The sequence below is a fragment of the Janthinobacterium goodfellowi genome, from assembly GCF_051380695.1.
In the GTDB taxonomy this organism is placed as follows: Bacteria; Pseudomonadota; Gammaproteobacteria; order Burkholderiales; family Burkholderiaceae_D; genus Janthinobacterium.
Genome location: NZ_JBNYXN010000002.1, coordinates 528,618 through 550,729 on the forward strand (window position 1 = coordinate 528,618; position 22,112 = coordinate 550,729).

Below are 22,112 nucleotides of genomic sequence, written 5' to 3' on the forward strand. Positions count from 1 at the left end.
GCTGTCAGCGATGCGGCGGCGTCAGCACGCTGGCGATGGCCTTCGGTAACGTTTCCGGATAATCGCGGCTGAAGTGCAGGCCGCGGCTTTCGCGGCGGGACAGGGCGCTGTTGACGATCATCGATGCCACGTCGACGAGGTTGCGCAGCTCCAGCAAGTCGTGCGTGATGCGGAAGTTGCGGTAGTACTCGTCGATTTCTTCCTTCAGCAGGGCGATGCGGTGCTGGGCCCGCTCCAGGCGCTTGGTCGTGCGCACGATGCCCACGTAATTCCACATGAAGCGGCGCAGCTCGTCCCAGTTGTGGGAAATCACCACTTCCTCGTCCGCATCGGTGACGCGGCTTTCATCCCAGTCGGGCAGGTAGGGCGTGCCCAGCTTTTCCTTGCTTTCGATATCCTGCGCGCAGGCGCGGCCGATGACGATGCATTCCAGCAAGGAATTGCTCGCCAGGCGGTTCGCGCCATGCAAGCCCGTGCAGGCCGTCTCGCCCACGGCGTACAGGCCCGGCAAGTCGGCGCGGCCGGACAAATCCGTCACCACGCCGCCGCACGTGTAGTGGGCGGCGGGCACGATGGGAATCGGCTGCTTGGTGATGTCGATGCCCAGTTCCAGGCAGCGCGCGTAAATCGTCGGGAAGTGTTCGATGAGGAACTCGGCCGGTTTGTGGCTGATGTCCAGATGCACGTAGTCGAGGCCGCGTTTCTTGATCTCGAAGTCGATGGCGCGCGCCACCACGTCGCGCGGCGCCAGTTCGGCCCGCTCGTCGTGGGCCAGCATGAAGCGCGTGCCTGCTGCCGCGCCAGCCTCGGGCGGCAGTTTCAGCAAGCCGCCTTCGCCACGGATGGCTTCGGTGATCAAAAACGATTTCGCGTACGGGTGGTACAGGCACGTGGGGTGGAACTGGATGAATTCCATGTTCGACACGCGGCAGCCCGCGCGCCAGGCCATGGCGATGCCGTCGCCGCTGGCCGTGTCGGGATTCGTCGTATATAAATACACTTTGCCGGCGCCGCCCGTGGCCAGTACGGTGTGCTCGGCGGCAAACGTATGCACCTTGCCCGTTTGCTCATCCTGCACGTACAGGCCGTGGCAATGCGGCTGCGCATTGCGCTGCGTGGGCTTCATGCCCAGCTTGTCGGAGGTGATCAGGTCGATGGCGCAATGGTGTTCGAACAGGCTGATGTTCGGATGGGCGCGCACCTTTTCTTCCAGGGTCACTTGCACGGCGTGCCCCGTGGCGTCGGCCGCGTGGATGATGCGGCGCTGGCTGTGTCCGCCTTCGCGGGTCAAATGAAAACCCAGCTCGGCCGAGGCGTCGCGCGTAAACGGCACGCCTTGCTCGATCAGCCATTCGATCGCTTCGCGGCCGTGCTCGACGATGTAGCGCGTGGCGCTCTCGTCGCACAGGCCGCCGCCCGCGATCAGGGTGTCTTCGATGTGCTGCTGGTGGCTGTCGCCCGAGTCCAGCACGGCCGCGATCCCGCCCTGCGCCCAGTTGCTGGCGCCATCGAGCAGCGCGCGTTTGGAAATGATCGCGACGGTGCGCGTCTCAGCTAAATGCAGTGCAACCGATAAACCCGCCAGGCCACTGCCGACAATCGCTACATCAAATTTCATGACATTTATCTTTTTTTAGGGGAAGCATACTATATGCCATTTCCCCACATTCGGTAATGTGTTGAGATAAATTCTGCCAGCGAAAGATAGCCGGGGCCGTAGCTTGTGGCGCATCAATGTCTTCGCGGAACAGTTCGCCATCATGGCAAGACAGCAGCAGGCCGCCCTGTGCGCGGCGTGATGCTTTTTGCCGCAGGAGGAACCGTGATCCGCATCTTCAGCCATTATGTCTCGAAAACAGCGTTTATCTTGCTGTTGCTGGAAATCCTGATCCTGCTGCTGTCGGCCACCCTGACATCCTTGCTGTGGCTGGCGGACGGCAGCCGCGTGCTGCGCGTGGGCGATATTTACCTGTCGTCCGCGATCTTTGCGCTGGTCATCGTCCTGAGCATGAGTGCGCTGGGCATGTACCAGCACCGCTCGCGCGAAGACATCCGCAACACCTTATTACGCATCCTGCCGTCGTTCGCGCTGGGTTTTGCCGTGCTCAGCGTCCTGATACGCTTCATTCCTGCGCTGCAATTCGGGCGCGGCAGCGCGATGATCTTCGGCCTGGGCGCCATCGGCGTGCTGCTGGCGCGCCTGGTGGTGTTCAAATCCTCGCAGTCGGCGCTGATGGAAGGCCGGCTGATCCTGGTGGGCGGCGGGGCGCTGGCGCGCGAATGCATGGACTTGGCAGCCAGCAAGATCGGTTTCCACCAGTTTACGGTCGTCGGCTGCATTGATGTTGCTGGGGAGAAATGCTGCGTTCCCGCTTCGGCCTTGCTACCGGCCGGCCCGTCGCTGCTGGCCACGGCCCAGCGCCATGCCGCGCATGAGATCGTCGTCTCCGTCAGCGACCGGCGCAATGGCGCGTTTCCTGCCAAGCAACTACTGGAATGCGCCTTGGGCGGCGTCAAGGTGATCGACGCGGCCACGTTCTTCGAGCGCGAAGCGTGCCAGATCCGCATCGATTCCTTGCAGCCGAGCTATCTGATCTATGGCGGCGGCTTCGACCAGAGTTTTTTCCGCGCCGCCTCGAAGCGTTTGTTCGACCTGGCTGCCAGCAGCGTCATCTGCCTGGCGGCGCTGCCCGTGATGCTGGCGACGGCCCTGTGCATCCGCCTGGAAGACGGCGGCCCCGTGTTTTACCAGCAGGAGCGGGTAGGGCGCGACGGCTTGCCCTTCAACGTGCTGAAATTTCGCAGCATGCGCTGCGACGCCGAGCGCGACGGCAAGCCCATCTGGGCGCTGGACAATGATGCGCGCATCACGCGCGTGGGCAAGCTGATCCGCAAGCTGCGCATCGACGAATTGCCGCAGATGCTCAATGTATTTCGCGGCGAGATGAGTTTCGTGGGCCCCCGTCCCGAGCGCGCGTATTTTGTCGAGCAACTGAAGGAGCAGGTGCCGTACTACAACATTCGTCACAACATCAAGCCCGGCATCACGGGCCTGGCGCAGGTGCGCTATCAATATGGCGCCTCCGTCGACGATGCCGTCAAGAAGCTGCAATACGATCTGTATTATGTGAAAAACAACAGCCTGTTCCTGGACTTGCTGATCTTGCTCGACACGGTGCAGGTGGTGCTGTTTGGCAAGGGCAGCCGATGATGCGGGCACAGTCGGCCTGGCTGGCGGCGGCCGATGCGGCCGCGCTCAGCCACGGCCTGGCGTCGCTGGCCTTCTTTGTGCTGGCGCTGCTGCTGATCAGCAACTGGCGTGCGCGGCAGAACGTGCGCGCCTTGCTGGTCGCTTGCCTGGCGACGGGCGGCTGGGCCACAGGCACGGTGGTGCTGGTGCTGCTGGGGCAACGCAGTGCGCTGGCAGGCGATGCGCTCGAATTGCTGCGCACCGTGGCCTGGCTGGTGTTTTTGCTGCTGCTGATCGAACCGTCGCGGCCCCGCTTGCGCCTGGTGCTGGCGGGCATCGTCCTCACGGCGCTGGCGCCCGGGCTGTCCGTGCTGGCCTCGTCGTGGTTGGCGCTGCCTTTGCCGGCGCGCATCATCGCCAGCGTCAGCCGTTTGCTGCTGGCCGTGCTGGGCATGTTGCTGGTGGAACAGTGGTACCGCAACACGCCGCCCTTGAAACGCTGGGGCATCAAGTTTGCATGCCTGGGCGTGGGCGGGCTGTTTGCCTACGATTTCTATCTGTACAGCGACGCCTTGCTGTTTCGCACGGTCAACGATGACATCTGGGCCGCGCGCGGCATCGTCGACGCCCTGTGCGCGCCGCTGCTGGCCGTGTCTGCCGCGCGCAATCCGGGCTGGGCGCTGGGGCTGTCCGTGTCGCGCCAGATGCTGTACCGCTCGGCCGCCTTGCTGGGCTCGGCCATCTACCTGCTGGCGATGGCGGCCAGCGCCTATTATTTGCGCTATTTCGGCGGCACCTGGGGGGCATTGATGCAGATGGCTTACCTGGGCGGCGCGGCCCTGCTGCTGGCCGGCGTGCTGTTTTCCGGCAGCCTGCGCGCCAAGCTCAAGGTCACTATCAATAAACATTTTTATAACGCCATCTTCGATTACCGCGAGGAATGGCTCAGGTTTACGCGGGCGCTGTCCGAAAACGGCCCGGCCCTGGGCGAACGCACGATACAGGCCATGGCGCAGCTGGTGGAAAGCCGCGCCGGTGCGCTGTGGATCTTGCGCGAGCCCGGGCTGTTCGCCCCGGCCGCCAGCTGGAACTGGCCTCCCAGCACGTGGAGCGAGCCGGCGTCCGGCAGCCTGTGCCAGTTCCTGGAGGCGCGGCAATGGGTGATCGACGTGCCGGACTGCCAGCACAACCCGCGCCAGTACGGCGGCTTGCTGTTGCCGCCCGCACTGCTGGCGTTGCCCGACGTATGGCTGCTGGTGCCCCTGATGCTGCATGGGCAGCTGTTCTCCTTTGTCGCGCTGGCGCGGCCACGCACGCACATCGGCTTGAACTGGGAAATCCTCGACGTGCTGAAAATTGCCGGCAGCCAGGCCGCCAGCTACCTGGCGCACCGCGAATCGCTCGACACGCTGACGGTGGCGCGCCAGTTCGAGTCGTTCAACCGCATGTCCACGTTCATCGTGCACGACCTGAAAAACCTGGTGTTCCAATTATCCCTTTTACTCAGCAATGCGGAAAAGCACCGCGCCAATCCCGCCTTCCAGGAAGACATGCTGGGCACGCTCGATCATTCCGTGCAAAAAATGAAGACCCTGCTGCAGAAACTGGCGCGCGGCGAGGCGCCGGAAGCGCCGGCGCCGCTGCTGCTCGACGGCTTGCTGCGCCAGGCCGTGGCCGCCAAGGCCAGCCTGGCGCCTGCGCCCCGGCTGGAAATCGTCGATGGCGAGCTGACGGTGCTGGCCAACCGCGCGCGGCTGGAACGGGTGCTGGGCCACTTGATCCAGAACGCCATCGAGGCCACGGCCAGCGACGGCAAGGTGGATGTGCGGCTGCGGCGCGAGCAGCACATGGCCGTGGTCGAGCTTGACGATACGGGGCAGGGCATGAGCGAACAGTTCATCCGCGAGCGCCTGTTCAAACCGTTCGACACGACGAAGACGGCGGGCATGGGCATCGGCGTGTTCGAAAGCCGCGAATACCTGCGCGAGGTGGGCGGCAGCCTGGAAGTGCGCAGCGAGCCGCAGGTGGGCACGACGTTCCGCGTGATCCTGCCGCTGCATGCGGCATAGCAAAGGAGTGCCATGGGCAAACAGAAACTGCTGGTCATCGAAGACGATCCCGGCCTGCAAAAGCAGCTGCACTGGAGTTTCGACGGCTACGAAGTCTTGCTGGCAGGCGAGCGCGAGGCGGCGCTGGCGCTGGTGCGGCGCCACCAGCCTGCCGTGGTGACGATGGACCTGGGCTTGCCGCCCGACCCGGACGGCGCCACGGAAGGCCTGGCTACCCTGCAGCAAATCCTCGCGCTGGCGCCGGACACGAAAGTCATCATCCTCTCGGGCAACCAGGAGCGCGCGCATGCCTTGAAAGCCATCGCGCTGGGCGCCTACGATTTCCACCAGAAACCGTTCGAGGCCGACATGCTGGGCCTGGTCATCGCCCGCGCGTTTTACTTGCACGCGATGCAGCAGGAAAACCGCCGCATGCTGCAGACGCAGGCCGACTCGCCCCTGGCGGGCATCGTCAGCCGCGATCCCGGCATGCTCAAACTGTGCCGCAGCGTGGAAAAAGTGGCGCCCTCGTCGGCCAGCGTGATGCTGCTGGGCGACTCGGGCAGCGGCAAGGAACTGATCGCGCGGGGCTTGCATGCGCTGTCGAGCCGCCATGCCCAGCGCTTTGTCGCCATCAATTGCGCGGCCATTCCCGAGAACCTGCTCGAAAGCGAGCTGTTCGGCTATGAGCGGGGAGCATTTACGGGCGCGGCGCGGCAAACCTTGGGCAAGATCGAACTGGCCCACGGCGGCACCTTCTTTCTCGATGAAATCGGCGACATGCCGATGGCGCTGCAGGCGAAATTGCTGCGTTTCCTGCAGGAGCGAATCATCGAACGGGTGGGCGGACGGGCCGAGATCGCCATCGACGTGCGCATCGTCTGCGCCACGCACCAGGATGTAAAGGTGCTGGCGGAACAGGGGCGTTTCCGCGAAGACCTGTTTTACCGCCTCAGCGAAATCGTGCTGCGTATTCCGCCCCTGCGCGAGCGGGCCGGCGATGCGGCCTTGCTGGCCCATCATTTCAAGAACAAGTACTGCGCCGGCGAAGGACGCGGCAACCTGCATTTCAGCGCCGACGCGCTGCAGTTGATCGAAAGCTATGGCTGGCCCGGCAATGTGCGCGAAGTGGAAAACTGCATCAAGCGGGCCGTCATCATGAGCGACGGCCCGCAGATCGGCGCCGACGACCTGGGCTTGCCCGCCAGCGCCCAGGCGGCGCCCCACGATGAGCCGCTGAACCTGCGCCAGGCCCGCGAAGGGGCCGAATACAAGGTGATGGTGCGGGCGCTGGCGCGGGCCGACGGCAATATCGCCAAGGCGGCCGAACTGCTGGGCGTGAGCCGGCCCACGCTGTACGACCTGATGAGCCATCACGGCATCAAGTAGCGTCCGGATACTGATGTGTATCAAATATCAATATTGTGTAAGGCGTCGCACATACGCGGGCGCCGTCGTGGCGCATCCTAGCCTCATCAACAACGAGGAGGCGCCATGAACGCGATCAGTTTATTAATGCAGGACCACAAGGCCGTCAAAGCCTTGTTTGCCGAATATGAAGGCTTGAGCGACCGCTCGTTTGCCACCAAGAAAAAGCTGGCCGACCAGATTTGCCAGGAATTGACCGTGCACACGCAACTGGAAGAAGAAATCTTCTATCCGGCGGTGCGCCGTCCCATCCACGACGGCGACCTGATGGATGAAGCCCTCGTCGAGCACGCGAGCGCCAAGGAACTGATCGCGCAAATTACCGCGATGGACCCGTCCGACGACCTCTACGACGCCAAGGTCAAGGTTCTGTCCGAGCAGATCGAACACCACGTCCAGGAAGAAGAGGGCGACATGTTTCCCAAGGTGCGCAAGGCGGACGTCGACCTCGATGCGCTGGGCAAGGAAATGGCCGCGCGCAAGGAACAGCTGACGGGCGTCGCCGCCTGAACGGCATACAAAATCAACAACCAAGGGAGTATTCCATGCAAGCTACACAATTGTCCGTATCGGACCTGAACAACCCGGGCGTCTCCTGGGGCGCCGTGCTGGCGGGCGCCGCCGCGGCAGCCGCCTTGTCCTTCATCCTGCTGATCCTCGGCGTGGGCCTGGGCCTGTCGTCCGTGTCGCCGTGGTCGTTCAATGCCACGGCCATCGGCGTGTCGACCATCGCCTGGCTGGCCTTCATGCAACTGGCCGCCTCCGGTATCGGCGGCTACATGGCGGGCCGTTTGCGCGTGAAATGGAGCGCCATTCATACGGATGAGGTGCATTTCCGCGATACGGCGCACGGCTTGCTGGCCTGGGCCGTGGCCACCCTGATCACCGTGGCCGTGCTGGCCGGCGGCACGCGCGCCGTCCTGAGCGGCGCCATCGACGCGGGCAGCGGCGTGGCGGCTGCCGTTGGCCCGGCCGTAGGGGCGGGCGCAGCCGCAGCGGGCGCCAAGGCGGGCGAGGGCGGCAGCAGCGCCAATCCGCTCGATTATTTCTCGGACATGCTGCTGCGCGCCGCACCCGCGCCCGCTGCCGCCACCGGCACGCCAGCGAACCCCGGCGCGACCGTCGCCGACCAGCGCGTGGAAATCGGCAAGATCTTCGCCACAAGCCTGTCCACGGGCAGCCTGGCCGCCGATGACCGCGCCTACCTGGGCCAGGTCGTGGCCAGCCGCACCGGCTTGACGCAAGCGGAAGCGGAAGCGCGCGTCGACGCCGTCTACGGCCGCGCCGCCAAGGCTGCCGCCGATGCCAAGGCGGCTGCCCAGCAAGCGGCGGAAACGGCCCGTAAGGCCGGTGCCCACACGGCCTTGTGGATGTTCGTCGCCTTGCTGCTCGGTGCCTTCGTCGCCAGCCTGGCGGCAACGTTCGGCGGCCGCCAGCGCGACCATGAGCGCGTGCTGCGCCACGTCACCATCTGAACCCCTACCTATCATATAAATCAAGGAGTCTGCCATGCGTTCCATCCTCTTGCTGCTGTTGGGCATTCCATTGCCCATCGTCATACTGATCGCCCTGTTCGTCCGCTAAGCAGGCCAACATGAGAAAAACCGGCGCCCGCTGCAAGGTGGGCGCCGGTTTTTGCGTGAAAGCGGCCGCATGTGTAAGATGGCGCCATCTTTCCTCCGAGACTATCCATGAATGTGACCGCCGTGCATCCCTTGCTGAAAACCGCCGCCATCGCCGCCTTTGCCTGTAGCGTGCTGGCCTCGTGTTCCACCCTGATTGGCCCGCGCGACGTGAATGTGTCGCTCAGCAAGATGCAGCAAGGCCTGGAGCGCCGCTTTCCCATCGACAAGCGCGTGCTGTCCGTGCTGGACGTCAAGCTGACGCATCCGCAGCTGTCCTTGCAGCCCGAGCGCGAACGGGTCGCATTGAGCGTGGACGCCAGCGTGATGCCGCCGTTTATCCGCCAGACCTGGCGCGGCAGCCTGGCCATGTCGGGCCGCCTGGTGCTCGACCCCCAGCGCAATGCCGTCTATCTGAGCGAAGCGAGCGTGGACAAGGTGAGCATCGATGGCATGGACGAGTCGCAGCAGCGCCAGTTCGCCAAGGTGGCCAGCCTGGTGGCCGACCAGCTCATGCATGAAACGCCGATCTATACGTTCAGACCCGATGAACTGCGTTATGCGGGCGTGCAATTCGTGCCCACGCAGCTCAGGACCACGGGCAATGGCTTGACGGTGACGTTCGAGCCGGTGAAGTAGGCTAGGGCCGGAACGCGGGCACAGTGACAGGCGTGGCCGTGTTATTGCGCGGCGTCGCCTCTTCATGGAACAGGTCCGCCAGGTATTCGCATAGCGCATCGGCGCCAATATCGTCCGGAATAATGAAATCGGCGGGGCGGCGCTTGCCTTCCGCGCCGAGATAGAATGCGCGCCACGCGCCCTGGTTCCCCCGGACGGCAATCAGCGTGCCGAAAATATTGAACTTGAATTCCTGCATCACACTTCTCCAGTCAAAGAGCCAGGTAAGGCGATATGGCGCGCTGCGGGCATGGCTATTGCCAGATGGTAACATTTGCCGATGATCGGCGGGGGCTTGGGGGCTTCAGCACCCATCGTCTCACCGGACTTGTTCAACCGACATTGTTTCCCCGCAAGCAGGCCGACTATAATCTTGCCTCCCATGCCTGGACACAGCATGTTCCCCAACATGAAGTTAAAACAATTAAAGGAATCTTCGTGAAACGTTCACTCATCAGCGCCGCCTGCTGCGCCTTGCTCGCCCTATCTTCGCCATCGCTGTACGCCCAAGCCACCAATGCTGCCGCGCCCGTCTCCGGCATCGACCTGAAAACCCTGGACCCCGCTGTCAGCCCCAGGGATGATTTCTACGGCTACGTCAACGGCGTGTGGACCCGCAATACGGAAATCCCGGCCGACAAATCCGTCTGGGGCACGTATATCGAATTGCGTGAAATCGCGCAGGGCCAGCTGCGCGGCCTGATCGATGCCACCGTCAAGAACCCGGGCAAGCCCGGCAGCGAGGCGCACAAGATCGCCGACCTGTACACGAGTTTTATGAACGACAAGGCGCGCGATGCGGCCGGCTTCAAGCCCCTGAAGGCCGAGCTGGCCCGCGTCGCCGCCATCAAGGACAAGAAGGATTTGCCGGCGCTGTTTGCTTATTTGCAAGGCAATGGCATCCAGACGCCGTTTTCCGCCTATGTGGCGCCCGACGCACAAGACCCCGAGCGCTACACGGTCAACATCAGCCAGTCCGGCCTGGGCTTGCCTGACCGCGATTACTACCTGAAGGATGACGACGCCAAGCTGCAAGCCGTGCGCGCCAAATACCTCAAGCATATCGAGACCATGCTGGCCATGAGCGGCGACAAGGCCGCGGCCGAACACGCGGCGCAGATCCTCGACATCGAAACCCGGCTGGCGGCCGTGCAGTGGACGCGCGTGCAGATGCGCGACCCCGTCAAATCGTACAACCGCGTCGATTTCGACAAGTTCGCGGCACTGGCGCCCGCCTTCGACTGGAAAGCCTACTTTGCCGCCGCCGGCCTGGCGAAAAAGGAAACCTCGGCCGTGGTACGCCAGCCCAGCTTCCTCAGCGGTTTTTCCGAGGCCGTGGCCGCCGTGCCGCTGGCATCGTGGAAGAGCTACCTGAACTGGCGCATCATCGAAAGCTATGCTTCCTACCTGGACAGCGCCACCGTCAAGGAGCGTTTCGCCTTCGACGGCACGGTGCTGCGCGGCGTGCCGCAAAGCGAACCGCAGTGGCAACTGGCGCTGCGCTTCACGGATAACGCCATCAGCGACGCCGTCGGCAAGCGCTACGTGGAAATGTATCTGCCGCCGGAGACGAAGCCCCGCGTGATGGCCATGTTCGACAATTTCGTCGCCTCATTCAAGGATGGCATCGAGCAGCTCGACTGGATGGGTCCGGAAACCAAGAAGGAAGCCCAGCTCAAGCTGGCCGCCCTGAAGCCGAAGATCGCGTATCCCGATACCTGGCGCGACTACAGCAGCATGCAGACGCAGCCGAACGACCTGATCGCCAACGTGCGCGCCTCGCGCGTGTGGAGCCGCCAGCAGAACCTGGCCAAGCTGGGCAAGCCCGTCGACCGCGACGAATGGTCGATGACGCCGCAAACCGTCAACGCCAGCTACAGCCCCGCGCTGAACGCCATCACGATCCCGGCCGCCATTTTGCAGCCGCCATTCTTCAATGTGAAAGCGGAAGATGCCGTCAATTACGGCTTGCTGGGCATCACCTTCGGCCATGAGATCAGCCATGCCTTCGACGATTCGGGCAGCCAATACGATGCCAAGGGCCGCCTGCGCAACTGGTGGACGGCGGAAGACCGCACGGCTTTCAAGGCGCTGGCCGCCGGGCTCGTCAAGCAGTACGGCGCCTACAGCCCCGTGCCGGGCTACCACATCAATGGCGAGCTGACCCTGGGCGAAAACATCGGCGACAATTCCGGCCTGTCGATCACCTACAAGGCCTACCAGCGCTCGCTGGGCGGCAAGCCGTCGCCCGTCATCGACGGCTTGACGGGCGAACAGCGCCTGTACATCGGCTTTGCGCAGAAATGGCGCGCGAAACTGCGTCCGGAAGCGGCGATCGCCCAGATCAAGAGCGACCCCCATTCGCCGGGCGAATTCCGCGCCAAGGGTACGGTCAAGAACCAGCCCGGCTTCTACGAAGCGTTCGGCATCAAGCCGGGCGACCCGATGTACCTGCCGCCCGAGCAGCGCGTGATCATGTGGTAAACCCGTAGGGCAGTCGCGCACCGCGCCGGGGACTATTCCTTGGCGTGGTTGAGCGTGTACCGGGGCAGTTCCACCGTCAGGTCTTGCTGGCTGATGCGTGCCTGGCAGGACAGGCGCGAGTGGGGCTGCAAGCCCCAGGCCTGGCCGAGCATATCCTCTTCATTGTCGCCCAGTGCGTTGAGCGAGTCGAAACCCTGCACCACGACCACGTGGCAGGTGGAACAGGCGCCCACCTGGCCGCAGGCATGTTCGATGTCTATCTTGTTGAGCAGCAAGGCGTCGCAGATGCTCATTTGCTCGGGCGCGTCGAACACGGCGCCGTCGGGAGCCAGCTCGGGATGGGGCAGGACGGTGATTTTTGGCATGCGGGATTCTCCTCGGTTATCTTGCAATACCGTCACCTTGGACCTTCCCGCCTTGGCAAGGTCAAGCCCCTGCGACGATGCAGGCGTCGAGATGATCGAGCAACTGCAAGAACACGCGTTTATCCGCAAAGTGATTCATCGTGGCGCTCGTCAAGACATCGCTGTCCACCGCCGCCACGGCGGCCTTGGCTTGCGCGCAGGCGGCATGCAGCTGCGCGCGATCGAGTTCCAGCATCGCCATCGCTATGCCTTCGCGCGTAAAATCGTAGGCATCCATGCCGCAACAGCCGGCCACGCAATGCGTTTCCAGCCGGCAGATCAGCTGCCACAGCTCTCCCAGCAAGGCATCGATATCGACGGCCTGGTCATAGCGGCCGTCAAGATCGATGAATTCGATCCAGGCGTCGTCGCCGATCTGGATATCGTACTGGCGGTCGCGTTCGGTCATTTTTCAACATTCTCCTGGTCGGTGGTATCGCATTATAAAAAAAACCGCCCGGAGGCGGTTTTCTGCAGGCGATGGCGCTGCCGCTTACTGCTTGTCGGGCAGGGCATATGCGAGCACGTAGTCGCCCCGGTCCGGCGACTGGCGCGCGCCGCCGGCGCTGACGACGATGTATTGCTTGCCCGTTTTCGGCGAGACATATGTCATCGGGCCGGACTGGCTGCCCACGGGCAGGCGCTGTTTCCAGATTTCCTTGCCGGTGGCGCTGTCAAAGGCGCGCAGGTAGAAATCCTGCGTGCCGGCAAAGAACAGCAGGCCCGATTGCGTCGACATCGACGCGCCCAGGGTCGGCATGCCGATGGGAATCGGCATCTTCATGCGGATGCCCATCGGGCCCGTATCCTGCACCGTGCCGACCGGTACCTGCCACACGAGCTTGCGCGTTTTCAGGTCGATGGCCGACATGGTGCCGAATGGCGGCTTCTGGCAGGGAATGCCCGCTTTTGAAAGGAAACGTTCGCGCATGGCGCCGAACGGCGTGCCTTCCTGCGGCACGACGCCCATCTCGATGCCGCTGGCACCCTTCGGAATGGCGGCGCGCGGGATCATGTAGTTGGCCAGGCCCAAACGCATGTCGTTGACAAACATGTAGTTGGTGGTCGGGTCGACGGAGACGCTGCCCCAGTTCATGCCGCCCAGCGAGCCCGGGAACTGCAGCGAACGGTCGAGGCCTGGCGGCGTGTAGACGCCTTCGTGGCGCATGCCCTTGAATTCAATGCGGCACAGCAGCTGGTCGAACACGGTGCCGCCCCACATGTCGGACTCGTGCAAGGTGGCGTTGCCGATCGACGGCATGCCGACGGAGAACGGCTGCGTGGGCGAATAGCGCTCGCCAGGTACCTTGCCTTGCGGTACAGGGCGCTCTTCCACGGGGGCGATGGGCTGGCCCGTGACGCGGTTGATGAGGAAGATTTCGCCCTGTTTCGTCACTTGCGCCAGCGCGGGCAGGGTGCCGCCTTTGCCGTCAGGAATGTCGTACAGCAGAGGCTGAGCCGGCAGGTCGAAGTCCCAAAGGTCGTGGTGGGTGGTCTGGAAGGTCCAGCGCACCTGGCCCGTTTTCGCGTTGACGGCGACGATGGACGAGCTGTACTTGTCGTCCAGCGCCGTGCGCGTGCCGCCGAAGAAGTCGGGCGTCGCATTGCCGGTCGGCAGGTAGATGGTGTCCAGCTGGGCGTCATACGACATGGCCGACCAGACGTTCGGCGTGCCGCGCGTGTAGGTCTGGCCTGGCGGCGGCAGTTTCGTGATGGCCGGGTTGCCCGGATCCCAGGCCCATGCCAGTTCGCCGCTGCGCACGTCGAAGGCGCGCACCACGCCCGGTGGCTCGCCGGTGGAGAAATTGTCGGCCACGCGGCCGCCGACGACGATCAGGTCGCCCGCGATCAGCGGCGTCGACGTTTGCTGGTAGTAGCCGGGCTTGACCTCGCCCATGCCCACCTTCAAGTCCACGATGCCATGCTCGCCGAAATCGGCGCAAGGCACGCCCGTGGCCGCGTCGAGCGCGATCAGGCGCGCATCGATGGTCGGCAGCAAGATGCGCGCGCGGCAGGCGGCCGGGGCGGCGTCGCTGGAGGCGTTGGCCGGCAGCGGCTGCGCGGCGGGCGCTTCATGGTAGCCCAGGCCGCGGCAGCGCTGCCAGTTTGGCGCGGAACCTTTCGGATCGTATTTCCAGCGCTCGGCGCCCGTGTCGGCATCCAGCGCCACGACCTTGCCGTAGGCCGTGCAGACGTACAGGGTGTCGCCCACTTGCAGCGGCGTGTTCTGGTCTTCCGCACCGGAACCATTGCTTTGCGGGATGTCGCCCGTGTGCACCGTCCAGGCCAGCTTCAGCTCGCTGACGTTGCCCTTGTTGATCTGGTCCAGGGCGGCGAAGCGGTTGCCGGCCGTGGTGTTGCCCCAGTGCAGCCAGTTCTTCTGCTGCGCGCCGGGGGCGACGGGCGTCACGCCCGCCACGACATCGGCTTCGATGACGGACTTGGGCAGGAAGAAATTGACGCCCGTAATGGCCAGGCAGACGGCGATCAGGCCCGCCAGCGCGAAGGCGCCTTTGCCGGCCGGCACGCCGGCGGCGCGGCGCAGGCCCGGATAGGCGAGGGCGACCAGGAATGCCAGTACGCCGAAGACGAACAGGCGCGACACGAGAGGCCAGAAGTTCCAGCCCGCGTCGAAGGGCGCCCAGATCAGGGCGACGATGAAGGCGGCACCGAACAGCAGGGCGCCAGCCGGCTTGCTACGCCAGACGAGTACGCCGGAAGCGAAGGTGGCGATGCCCATCGGCAGGTAAAACCAGCTGCCGCCCAGGTACACGAGGTACGCTCCGCCGATGGCGAGGAAGAGGCCGGACAGGATGAGCAGCGCGGCTGGAAGGTAGCGCAACGGCGACGCTGTCTGACTCCGCGCTGCAGGTGTGGATGAACTGGAACGGTTCACGATGATTCCTTTTATTGTTGACCGGCCGGCCAGGCGCCGCCCGCTGATGCTGAATAACCAAGACTCGGTTCCCCTGTTGGGCGAGGGGTGAGCGCAGGCCCGCTGGCGGGATGCTCAGCCCGAGTTTGGCGTGGTGGACTTGCTGTCGAGATTGGCGATGATGCGGCTGAGCATGTCCAGCAAGGCGTGTTCTTCCTCGGCGCTGAAACCGGCGAGGGCGTCGCGGTTGCTGGCATGAATCGCTTTCTTGATCAGGGGCGACTGCTGTAATGCGGCCGGGGTAAGGCCGAACAGGCTGCTGCGTCCATCGCTGGGGTCGGGTTGGCGGCTGACCAGGCCGTCACGTTCCATGCGCGCCAGGGTGGCCGCCATGGTCGGCTGCTCGACGGCAGCGGCGACGGTGAGGGCTTTCTGCGTCAGCTGCGCGCCATTCGCCAGTTCATAAAACACGGGCAACTGGCCCGGCGCCATGCCGATCAGCTTGAGCTTGCGCTCGATGATTTTGGCAAACAGGCGCGCAGCCCGGCTGGTCATGTGGCCTGCGGAATGCTCTTTCTGGAAGTCGATCATGAACATCCCCGATGAAAAGAATATAGCATGCTATCATAATTCCGATGAATATAGTAGGCTATGTATTTTTCCAGGCAGCCAGAAACGCAAAAACCGCCCGAAGGCGGTTTTCCAATGCGGTGCAAGCAAGCGCTTAAATAAAATAGATCAGCGCGATGATGCCGACCACCAGCGCCACGCGGGTGACCTGGTATGCCGTCTTGTTCCACGCCTTGAAGCGGCGGCGGTACTGGCCCATGGTCCAGGAAATCTGGAACAGCTTGCTCACGCCGCCCACCTGGTCGCCCAGTTCGTTGGGCGAGGCGGCAGCCGTCATCAGGGTGCGGCCCAGCCAGCGGTTCAAGCCTTGCGCCCAGCGGTAGCGCATCGGGCGTTCGATGTCGCAGAACAGGATGATGCGGTCGCTGTCGGCATCGTTGCGTGCCCAGTGGATATATGTTTCATCGAACATCACGGCCTGGCCGTCGCGCCAGCTGTGGCGTTCGCCATCGACGTCAATGAAGCAGCGGTCGTCGTTCGGCGTCTGCAAGCCCAGGTGGTAGCGCAGCGAGCCGGCGAACGGGTCGCGGTGCGGGTTGAGCTTGCCACCTTGCGGCAGTTCCGCGAACATGGCCGCCTTGATCGAGGGAATCGATTGCAGCAGCGCATAGGTTTGCGGGCACATCTGCTGCGCCGACGGGTGGTTCGCGTCATACCATTTCAGGTAGAAACGCTTCCAGCCATACTTGAAGAAGGAATTGAAGCCCACGTCATTGTTCTTTTCGGCCGCCTTGATCTTTTTCATTTCCTGCATGCGCAGCGCTTCATCGCGGATGATCTGCCAGTTCTGCTGCAGCGGCGCCAGTTCCGGGAATTGATCGACGGACAGATAGGGCGTGGCCGGCACCTTGGAAAAGGTGTGCATGAACAGGTTCAGCGGCGCCATGAACGAGGAGTGATCGAAGATCTGGCGGCGAAACGGCAGGCGCACCTTGCCCCGAAAATGAATATGTAAAACAGAAAACACAAAAATGCCCAGCAAGGCCCACTTCATACACAACCTCGTTTTGAAAGAATGGGGCAATTATAACCAGTTAATGCCCCCGCCACCGCGTGCCACGGTGAAGGAAAGATGAAGCGGCGCGCCTGGGCGCTCTGTCCTACAATGGCTTTATTTCATCACTGAAGGGGTAACAATGGAAATCTGGCACGCACCGCTCGACCTGGCCACCCTCAACGCCGCCAGCGAGGGCACGGCCATGCGCCACCTGGGCATCGCATTCTCGGCCTTCGGCCCAGACTGGATCGAGGCGACCATGCCCGTCGACCACCGCACCATGCAGCCTTTCAAGCTGCTGCATGGCGGCGCGTCCGTCCTGCTGGCCGAAACCCTGGGCAGCATGGCCGCGAATGCCTGCCTGGACAGCAGCAAGCAGGTCAGCGTGGGCCAGGAAATCAATGCCAACCACGTGCGCGGCGTGCGCGGCGGCCACGTGACGGGGCGCGCCACGCCCATCCACCGTGGCCGCACCAGCCAGGTCTGGGAAATCCGCATCACGGATGATGACGGCAAACTGTGCTGCATCTCGCGCATCACCATGGCCGTCATCGACGCCCCTGGCGCGGGCCGACACGGTACCCCTTGACTTGCATCAAGGCATTAAAAGCGAGCGCGTGGAATCATCCATAACGCTGTTCGCTTATAATTCAGTGTGCTGTTGTATTGCGCGAGGTTTTTCCCCGCGCAGCTACATTGCCCGAAATTAGAAGCTGACTGCCCAAAAAACGCCAGTTAGAGACCCATCCTGCGCCATGCGGGAAAGGCAACACGACGGCGAGCAGATCGCCGGCTCTAGCGGAGCCGGCAACAATCAACTTTATATACAGGGCAATAACAACAATGATGTCATTCAATCGTTTGACGATAGGCGCGCGCCTGAGCGCAGGCTTCGGGCTGCTGGTCTTGCTTATGCTGCTGCTGGCCGCCTTCGCGCTGCTGCGCATCGGCGCCATTTCCGGCGCCATGGACGCGCAAGAAAAAGTACAGCTGGAAAAACTCGAACCGCTGTACGTGGCGCGCGAAGCGCTCGACCAGACGGGCCTGGCAGCCCGCAATGCGTATATCTTCCATGACCAGGCCGCCGCCGAAAAAGAGTTGGCCATCCTCGATACCCAGAAAGCGCTGTACCTGGACGCGCTGGCGAAGCTGGCGCCGCAGTTCGCCGGCGATGCGCAATTCGAGAAAGTCAGCACGGGCCTGAAAGCCATGGCGCAGGAATTGCAGCGTCCGCGCCAGTTCCGCGCCACGGGGCAGATGGAGCAGTACGGCACCTTCCTCGTCGAGGAATGCAGCCCCCTGCGGCGCCAGATCGTCGCCGACATCGATGCCGTCCTGAAAAACGTGCAGCGCGAATCGGAACAGGCCAGCGTGGCCGCGCGCGCCATCTATGGCCAGTCGCTGCGCTGGATCGGCGTGCTGGCCGCGCTCAGCGTGCTCATTTGTATTGCGGTCGCCACCGTCATCACGCGGGGCCTGCTGCGCCAGCTGGGCGGCGAACCGGCGTATGCGGCCTCGATCGCCGGGCGCATCGCGCTCGGTGAACTGGCCATCGACGTGCACACGCGCCATGGCGACGACAGCAGTTTATTGTTCGCCATCAAGACCATGCGCGACAACCTGGCCGCCATCGTCGGCAAGGTGCGCCATGGTACGGAAAGCATCGCCACGGCCTCGACCGAGATCGCCTCGGGCAACCGCGACCTGTCGCAGCGCACGGAGCAGCAGGCCGGTTCGCTGGAAGAGGTGGCCTCATCGATGGAAGAACTGATTTCCACCGTGCGCCAGAATGCGGACAACGCCCAGCAGGCGAACCGCCTGGCGCGCGAAGCGTCGAAGGTGTCGGAGCAGGGCGGCAAGGCCGTGGCCGAAGTGGTGCACACCATGGGCCTGATCAATGCCTCGTCGAACAAGATCGTCGACATCATCGGCGTGATCGACAGCATCGCCTTCCAGACGAATATCCTCGCCTTGAATGCGGCCGTGGAAGCGGCGCGCGCGGGCGAGCAGGGACGCGGTTTCGCCGTGGTCGCCACCGAGGTGCGCAACCTGGCGCAGCGCTCGAGCGCCGCCGCGCGCGAAATCAAGGCCCTGATCGACGATTCCGTCAGCAAGGTGGGCACGGGCACGGTGCTCGTCGAACAGGCCGGTGCCACCATGCATGACGTGGTGGCCGGCATTGGCAGGGTGACGGGCATCATGGCCGAGATCAGCCACGCCACGCAGGAGCAGGGCGCCGGCATCGAGCAAGTCAACCGCGCCATCGTCGACATGGACCGTGTGACCCAGCAAAACGCGGCCTTGGTCGAGCAGGCGGCGGCCGCCGCGCACGAATTGCAGCAGCAGGCGGCGCAACTGGAGCAGGAAGTGGGCATTTTTAAATTGGCCCCGCCGACGAACGGCCCTTTGCGCCTGGCGGCCTGACGCCGATGGCGCGGCAGCGCGGCGCGCCGCCAGCCATGCGCCAATAGTCCTATTCCGCGCTACAATGAGCGCTGGATCACCGCCAGGACGACTCATGCAAGTGCGCAGCAGCCACGATCTATCCAGCCCGGACGACGACAAACCGGCGCCGCCCGTGCTGCAGCTGGCCCTTGCCGGTCTCGGCTGGGGCTTGCTCACCTGCATGCTGTGCTTTGCCATCCTGTTCCTCACGAAATGGCTGCTGCCGCCCGCATACTGGGGCGCGCACACGGGCTTGTCCAAGTTCAAGCGCGAAATGTCGCTGCCGCTGCTGGTGTTCTGGGTCGTCATCTACTCTCCCATCCTGGAAACGTTTCTCGGCCAACTGCTGCCGCTGGAAATCCTCAAGCGCCTGGGCGCCAGCCGCCAGCTGAGCATTTTTATCGGCGCCATCCTGTGGGCCATCGTGCATTTCATCAGCGGCGGCTTGCTGCACGCCATCGTCGCGCTGGGCTCGGGCGCCATGTTCAGCTTTGTCTACCTGCGCTACCGCGCCCCCGGCGTGGCCGTGGCTTATGCGACAACAACCTTTGCCCGCGCCTGCAACAACATCGCCATCCTCGTTGCCGTGTTTTACGGCCTCGACGCCTAAAGCACCTTCCAAAACCTGGTGCGCGTCGGTATAGGCGGCCTGCGATGCTCACCGGCTCGGCGCCCCCGTACTTAGTACGGTTGCGCTTCTCGACCACCGCTACCTTCCGCTCGCTACGGTTTTGTTAGGCGCTTTTCTTCCTTCCTGAGCAAATACGGCAGCAGCGCGGCCAGCGCCACGGCCAGCACGGCCAAGCCGTTCAGCAACTGGCGGAAGGCGGCGTCATAGCTGGCGCGCAGCAGCGCTTCCTGGCCCCCCAGCAGCTGTGTTGCCTGTTGCATATCACCAAGCGCGGCGCGGCTGGCTGCGGCCAGCACGGGCAGGCCAGCGGGCAGCTGCCGCGCCAGGTTCGCGCCGATCAGGCCGGCCAGCACCGCGCCCGCCAAGGCCAGCGCCACCCCATCGGCGCTGATGCGCACGGTATTGAAGATGCCCGTGGCCATGCCTGCCCGCTCCGTTCCCACCACGCTCAAGGCCATGCTATCCATCAAGCCCCACGGCAAGCCGATCCCCGCGCCGATCAGCAGCAAGGGGCCGGCCAGCGCCGCAGTGCCGCCATGGCCCAGCACCTGCGCCAGCCAGGCCAGGCCCGCCGCGGCCAGCAGCAGCCCCGCCGCGCACAGGACGCCGGTCTTGATCCAGCGCGACAACAGCGCGGCCAGCACGGGCACGAGCAGCAGCGGCGCGGCCAGGGCCACCATCAAACGGCCCGCCGCCAGCGCGGACATGCCGTCGATGCCGATGAAACGCCCTGGCAGCATGACGATGAGCACGATGAACAGGAAGGCGGGCGAGGCGGCCAGCACTTGCACGGCGACGAAGCGGCGCTGGCGGAACAGCGACAGGTCCAGCAGGGGCTGCGCCGTCCTGCGCTCGATGGCGCCAAAGGAGAAAAACAGCAGCACGGACGCGGCAACAGACAGCAGCACGGCGCCGCTGCGCCAGCCGTGTTCGGGCGCCAGCAGCATGCCCAGGGTCAGCAAGCCCAGCGCGGCGCTGAAGCTGATGGCGCCCGGCCAGTCCAGCCGGCCCTTGCCGCGCGGCGGATCGGCCGGCACGCTGCCCCAGACCAGCAGCATGCCGATGGCGCCCAGCGCGGCCGTGGCATAAAAAATGGCGGGCCAGCGGGCCAGCGCCAGCATGGCGCCGGCCGCCAGCGGACCGAAGGCCAGGCCCAGGCCGAAGGTCGTGCCCAGCACGCTCATCACGCGGCTGCGCGCCGCACCGTGGAACAGGGGCGCCAGCGACGACATGGCGGCGGCGAACGCGGCCGCGCCACCGAGGCCCTGCACGAAGCGCAGCGCGGCGATCCACGCCGCCGAGGGCGCCCAGGCGATGGCCAGGGTCGCCGCGCAAAACAGCGCCAGTCCCGCCAGCCAGACGCGGCGCCGTCCCAGCACGTCCGTCAGGCTGCCGGCCACCATCATGGCGCTGCCATAGCTGAGGATATACGCATTGATGATCCAGTTCAGGGCGGCGGCGCTGCCGTGCAGTTCGGCGCCGAGGGCGGGCAAGGCCAGGGCCGGGCCCGTGAAGCACAGGGGAATGAGCAAGCCCGTCAGGCAGGCGGCCAGCACTTGCAGCGGGAGTGAAAGGCGAGAGGAAAAGGGCATCGGTGTCGGATATGAAAGAAAGAGGGGCGATTATGGCGCGCCCGTCATTGAAGAAAAATGGCCTAAACTGCCGAACATATCGGACAAGAATGTCTTCAATGGAAAATCGTATGGATAGCCTGGGCGGCATCGCCATGTTCGTGCAGGTGGCCGACAGCGGCAGCTTTTCGGCCACGGGCCGGCTGCTGGGCCTGTCGTCGTCGGCCGTGGGCAAGAGCGTGGCGCGCATGGAGGCGCGGCTGGGCGCGCGCCTGTTCCAGCGCAGCACGCGGCACCTGGCGCTGACGGACGAAGGGGAAAAATTCCTGCGGCGCTGCAAGCGCATCCTGGCCGAAGTGGCGGCGGCCGAGCGCGAGCTGGCTGAAGCGGGCGGCGCCCCGAGCGGCCGCCTGCGCATCAGCCTGCCACGCTACAGCGGCCTGTTCGAGCCGGCCATCGCCGCGTTCATGCAGGCGTATCCCGCCATCGAACTCGACCTCGATTTCTCCGACGCCATGGTCAACATCGTCAGCGACGGCTTCGATGCTGTCGTGCGCACGGGCGAGCTGCTTGACTCCGGCCTGATGCGGCGCAAACTGTGCACGTTCCGCCGCCTGCTGGTGGCGTCGCCCGGCTACGTGACCCTTCATGGCCGGCCCGCCGATGGCGCCGCGCTGTTGCGGCACCAGCGCCTGCACTACCGTTTCCCCGCCACGGGCCGTCTGGAACAGTGGCCGCTGATGGACGAGGCTGCCCAGCCGGCGCCCGGCATGGTCTGCAACAGCGTGGAAATGCGCGTCTTCCTGGCCGTGCAGGGGCAGGGCATCGCCTACCTGCCCGCATTCGCCGTGCAGCGCGAGCTGGCGGCGGGGCAGCTGGTCTCGCTGCTGGACGAGCACACGCAGGCGCGCACGGCATTCTGGCTGCTGTGGCCTGCCAGCCGCCACCTGCCGCCGCGCCTGCGCGTGTTCATCGATTTCCTGGTGCAGCAGCTACAGGATCACACTTTTTGAACCCAGCCATGACGGCGGATTTTTTCCTGACGCTAGTTGCATGGGCCCGCGCCACCGGGCGCGCAGGCTCGCTTCCTCCCGCCTGTCCCCTTCTTT

19 protein-coding genes are annotated in these 22,112 nt (G+C 64.4%); 11 read left to right on the forward strand and 8 right to left on the reverse strand.

Annotated elements, in window-relative coordinates; translation table 11 throughout:
* Positions 1–4 precede the first annotated feature (4 nt).
* Positions 5–1,618, reverse strand: coding sequence for an L-aspartate oxidase (nadB, locus tag ACQ4WQ_RS10340; protein WP_409026388.1), 1,614 nt, complete (start codon positions 1,616–1,618; stop codon positions 5–7).
* A gap of 204 nt (positions 1,619–1,822) precedes the next feature.
* Here nadB and ACQ4WQ_RS10345 point away from each other — a divergent pair, with 204 nt between their 5' ends.
* The 6 genes from ACQ4WQ_RS10345 to ACQ4WQ_RS10370 all read left to right on the forward strand — a co-directional run bounded on the left by ACQ4WQ_RS10345 (position 1,823) and on the right by ACQ4WQ_RS10370 (position 8,927).
* Entirely contained in the window at positions 1,823–3,211 is a 1,389-nt protein-coding gene (locus ACQ4WQ_RS10345; RefSeq protein ID WP_436496741.1) for a TIGR03013 family XrtA/PEP-CTERM system glycosyltransferase, read from the forward strand.
* Positions 3,208–5,259 (forward strand): XrtA/PEP-CTERM system histidine kinase PrsK, encoded by a 2,052-nt coding sequence (gene prsK / locus ACQ4WQ_RS10350; protein ID WP_436496743.1) that lies wholly within the window; start codon positions 3,208–3,210, stop codon positions 5,257–5,259. The genes ACQ4WQ_RS10345 and prsK overlap by 4 nt, the downstream gene beginning before the upstream one ends.
* A gap of 12 nt (positions 5,260–5,271) precedes the next feature.
* The gene (prsR, locus tag ACQ4WQ_RS10355; RefSeq protein WP_436496745.1) at positions 5,272–6,627 is read left to right on the forward strand and encodes a PEP-CTERM-box response regulator transcription factor; all 1,356 of its coding nucleotides are present in this window, start codon (positions 5,272–5,274) and stop codon (positions 6,625–6,627) included.
* 105 nt (positions 6,628–6,732) lie between these two features.
* Entirely contained in the window at positions 6,733–7,176 is a 444-nt protein-coding gene (locus tag ACQ4WQ_RS10360) for a hemerythrin domain-containing protein (RefSeq protein WP_326456152.1), read from the forward strand.
* A 35-nt stretch (positions 7,177–7,211) separates the two neighbouring features.
* Positions 7,212–8,141 (forward strand): hypothetical protein, encoded by a 930-nt coding sequence (locus ACQ4WQ_RS10365; RefSeq protein WP_436496748.1) that lies wholly within the window; start codon positions 7,212–7,214, stop codon positions 8,139–8,141.
* Positions 8,142–8,357: 216 nt separating this feature from the next.
* Entirely contained in the window at positions 8,358–8,927 is a 570-nt protein-coding gene (locus ACQ4WQ_RS10370; RefSeq protein ID WP_436496750.1) for a DUF1439 domain-containing protein, read from the forward strand.
* Between the two features lies 1 nt (position 8,928).
* On the opposite strand, the gene ACQ4WQ_RS10375 is transcribed toward ACQ4WQ_RS10370, so the two are convergent.
* Positions 8,929–9,165 carry a DUF7661 family protein gene (locus ACQ4WQ_RS10375; RefSeq protein WP_436496752.1) on the reverse strand — a complete coding sequence of 79 codons (237 nt, stop codon included), beginning with the start codon at positions 9,163–9,165 and terminating at the stop codon, positions 8,929–8,931.
* A 239-nt stretch (positions 9,166–9,404) separates the two neighbouring features.
* Between ACQ4WQ_RS10375 and ACQ4WQ_RS10380 the strand changes: the two genes are divergently transcribed.
* Entirely contained in the window at positions 9,405–11,450 is a 2,046-nt protein-coding gene (locus ACQ4WQ_RS10380; protein WP_436496754.1) for a M13 family metallopeptidase, read from the forward strand.
* A 32-nt stretch (positions 11,451–11,482) separates the two neighbouring features.
* Here the strand turns inward: ACQ4WQ_RS10380 and fdx are convergent, their stop codons facing one another.
* The 5 genes from fdx to lpxO form a co-directional block, all read right to left on the reverse strand.
* Positions 11,483–11,815, reverse strand: a complete 333-nt coding sequence (gene fdx / locus ACQ4WQ_RS10385) for an ISC system 2Fe-2S type ferredoxin (protein WP_436496756.1) — start codon at positions 11,813–11,815, stop codon at positions 11,483–11,485.
* A gap of 61 nt (positions 11,816–11,876) precedes the next feature.
* Entirely contained in the window at positions 11,877–12,263 is a 387-nt protein-coding gene (locus ACQ4WQ_RS10390) for a DUF6331 family protein (protein ID WP_436496758.1), read from the reverse strand.
* 84 nt (positions 12,264–12,347) lie between these two features.
* Positions 12,348–14,696, reverse strand: a complete 2,349-nt coding sequence (locus tag ACQ4WQ_RS10395; protein ID WP_436496760.1) for a glucose/quinate/shikimate family membrane-bound PQQ-dependent dehydrogenase — start codon at positions 14,694–14,696, stop codon at positions 12,348–12,350.
* Positions 14,697–14,864: 168 nt separating this feature from the next.
* Positions 14,865–15,320: a MarR family winged helix-turn-helix transcriptional regulator gene (locus tag ACQ4WQ_RS10400; protein WP_436496761.1), complete on the reverse strand. Its 456-nt coding sequence runs from the start codon at positions 15,318–15,320 to the stop codon at positions 14,865–14,867.
* 133 nt (positions 15,321–15,453) lie between these two features.
* The gene (gene lpxO, locus ACQ4WQ_RS10405; RefSeq protein ID WP_034787360.1) at positions 15,454–16,353 is read right to left on the reverse strand and encodes a lipid A hydroxylase LpxO; all 900 of its coding nucleotides are present in this window, start codon (positions 16,351–16,353) and stop codon (positions 15,454–15,456) included.
* Positions 16,354–16,495: 142 nt separating this feature from the next.
* On the opposite strand from lpxO, the gene ACQ4WQ_RS10410 reads away from it, so the two are divergent.
* The 3 genes from ACQ4WQ_RS10410 to ACQ4WQ_RS10420 all read left to right on the forward strand — a co-directional run bounded on the left by ACQ4WQ_RS10410 (position 16,496) and on the right by ACQ4WQ_RS10420 (position 19,411).
* Positions 16,496–16,945 carry a hotdog fold thioesterase gene (locus tag ACQ4WQ_RS10410; protein WP_326456160.1) on the forward strand — a complete coding sequence of 150 codons (450 nt, stop codon included), beginning with the start codon at positions 16,496–16,498 and terminating at the stop codon, positions 16,943–16,945.
* Positions 16,946–17,199: 254 nt separating this feature from the next.
* A complete protein-coding gene (locus ACQ4WQ_RS10415) occupies positions 17,200–18,780 on the forward strand; it encodes a methyl-accepting chemotaxis protein (protein WP_326456161.1) in 1,581 nt (526 codons plus the stop codon).
* A 94-nt stretch (positions 18,781–18,874) separates the two neighbouring features.
* A complete protein-coding gene (locus ACQ4WQ_RS10420) occupies positions 18,875–19,411 on the forward strand; it encodes a hypothetical protein (protein ID WP_326456162.1) in 537 nt (178 codons plus the stop codon).
* Positions 19,412–19,524: 113 nt separating this feature from the next.
* On the opposite strand, the gene ACQ4WQ_RS10425 is transcribed toward ACQ4WQ_RS10420, so the two are convergent.
* Positions 19,525–21,024 carry an MFS transporter gene (locus ACQ4WQ_RS10425; protein WP_436496763.1) on the reverse strand — a complete coding sequence of 500 codons (1,500 nt, stop codon included), beginning with the start codon at positions 21,022–21,024 and terminating at the stop codon, positions 19,525–19,527.
* 110 nt (positions 21,025–21,134) lie between these two features.
* Here ACQ4WQ_RS10425 and ACQ4WQ_RS10430 point away from each other — a divergent pair, with 110 nt between their 5' ends.
* Complete coding sequence (locus ACQ4WQ_RS10430) at positions 21,135–22,016, forward strand: LysR family transcriptional regulator (RefSeq protein ID WP_436497397.1); 882 nt, start codon at positions 21,135–21,137, stop codon at positions 22,014–22,016.
* Positions 22,017–22,112: the final 96 nt, after the last annotated feature.

Bases quoted from the DNA above. Each gene is read 5' to 3' on its own strand.
- nadB (WP_409026388.1), bottom strand. From the start codon at position 1,618: ATGAAATTTGATGTAGCGATTGTCGGCAGTGGCCTGGCGGGTTTATCG.
- prsK (WP_436496743.1), top strand. From the start codon at position 3,208: ATGATGCGGGCACAGTCGGCCTGGCTGGCGGCGGCCGATGCGGCCGCG.
- prsR (WP_436496745.1), top strand. From the start codon at position 5,272: ATGGGCAAACAGAAACTGCTGGTCATCGAAGACGATCCCGGCCTGCAA.
- ACQ4WQ_RS10360 (WP_326456152.1), top strand. From the start codon at position 6,733: ATGAACGCGATCAGTTTATTAATGCAGGACCACAAGGCCGTCAAAGCC.
- ACQ4WQ_RS10365 (WP_436496748.1), top strand. From the start codon at position 7,212: ATGCAAGCTACACAATTGTCCGTATCGGACCTGAACAACCCGGGCGTC.
- ACQ4WQ_RS10370 (WP_436496750.1), top strand. From the start codon at position 8,358: ATGAATGTGACCGCCGTGCATCCCTTGCTGAAAACCGCCGCCATCGCC.
- ACQ4WQ_RS10375 (WP_436496752.1), bottom strand. From the start codon at position 9,165: ATGCAGGAATTCAAGTTCAATATTTTCGGCACGCTGATTGCCGTCCGG.
- fdx (WP_436496756.1), bottom strand. From the start codon at position 11,815: ATGCCAAAAATCACCGTCCTGCCCCATCCCGAGCTGGCTCCCGACGGC.
- ACQ4WQ_RS10390 (WP_436496758.1), bottom strand. From the start codon at position 12,263: ATGACCGAACGCGACCGCCAGTACGATATCCAGATCGGCGACGACGCC.
- ACQ4WQ_RS10400 (WP_436496761.1), bottom strand. From the start codon at position 15,320: ATGATCGACTTCCAGAAAGAGCATTCCGCAGGCCACATGACCAGCCGG.
- lpxO (WP_034787360.1), bottom strand. From the start codon at position 16,353: ATGAAGTGGGCCTTGCTGGGCATTTTTGTGTTTTCTGTTTTACATATT.
- ACQ4WQ_RS10410 (WP_326456160.1), top strand. From the start codon at position 16,496: ATGGAAATCTGGCACGCACCGCTCGACCTGGCCACCCTCAACGCCGCC.
- ACQ4WQ_RS10415 (WP_326456161.1), top strand. From the start codon at position 17,200: ATGATGTCATTCAATCGTTTGACGATAGGCGCGCGCCTGAGCGCAGGC.
- ACQ4WQ_RS10420 (WP_326456162.1), top strand. From the start codon at position 18,875: ATGCAAGTGCGCAGCAGCCACGATCTATCCAGCCCGGACGACGACAAA.
- ACQ4WQ_RS10425 (WP_436496763.1), bottom strand. From the start codon at position 21,024: ATGCCCTTTTCCTCTCGCCTTTCACTCCCGCTGCAAGTGCTGGCCGCC.
- ACQ4WQ_RS10430 (WP_436497397.1), top strand. From the start codon at position 21,135: ATGGATAGCCTGGGCGGCATCGCCATGTTCGTGCAGGTGGCCGACAGC.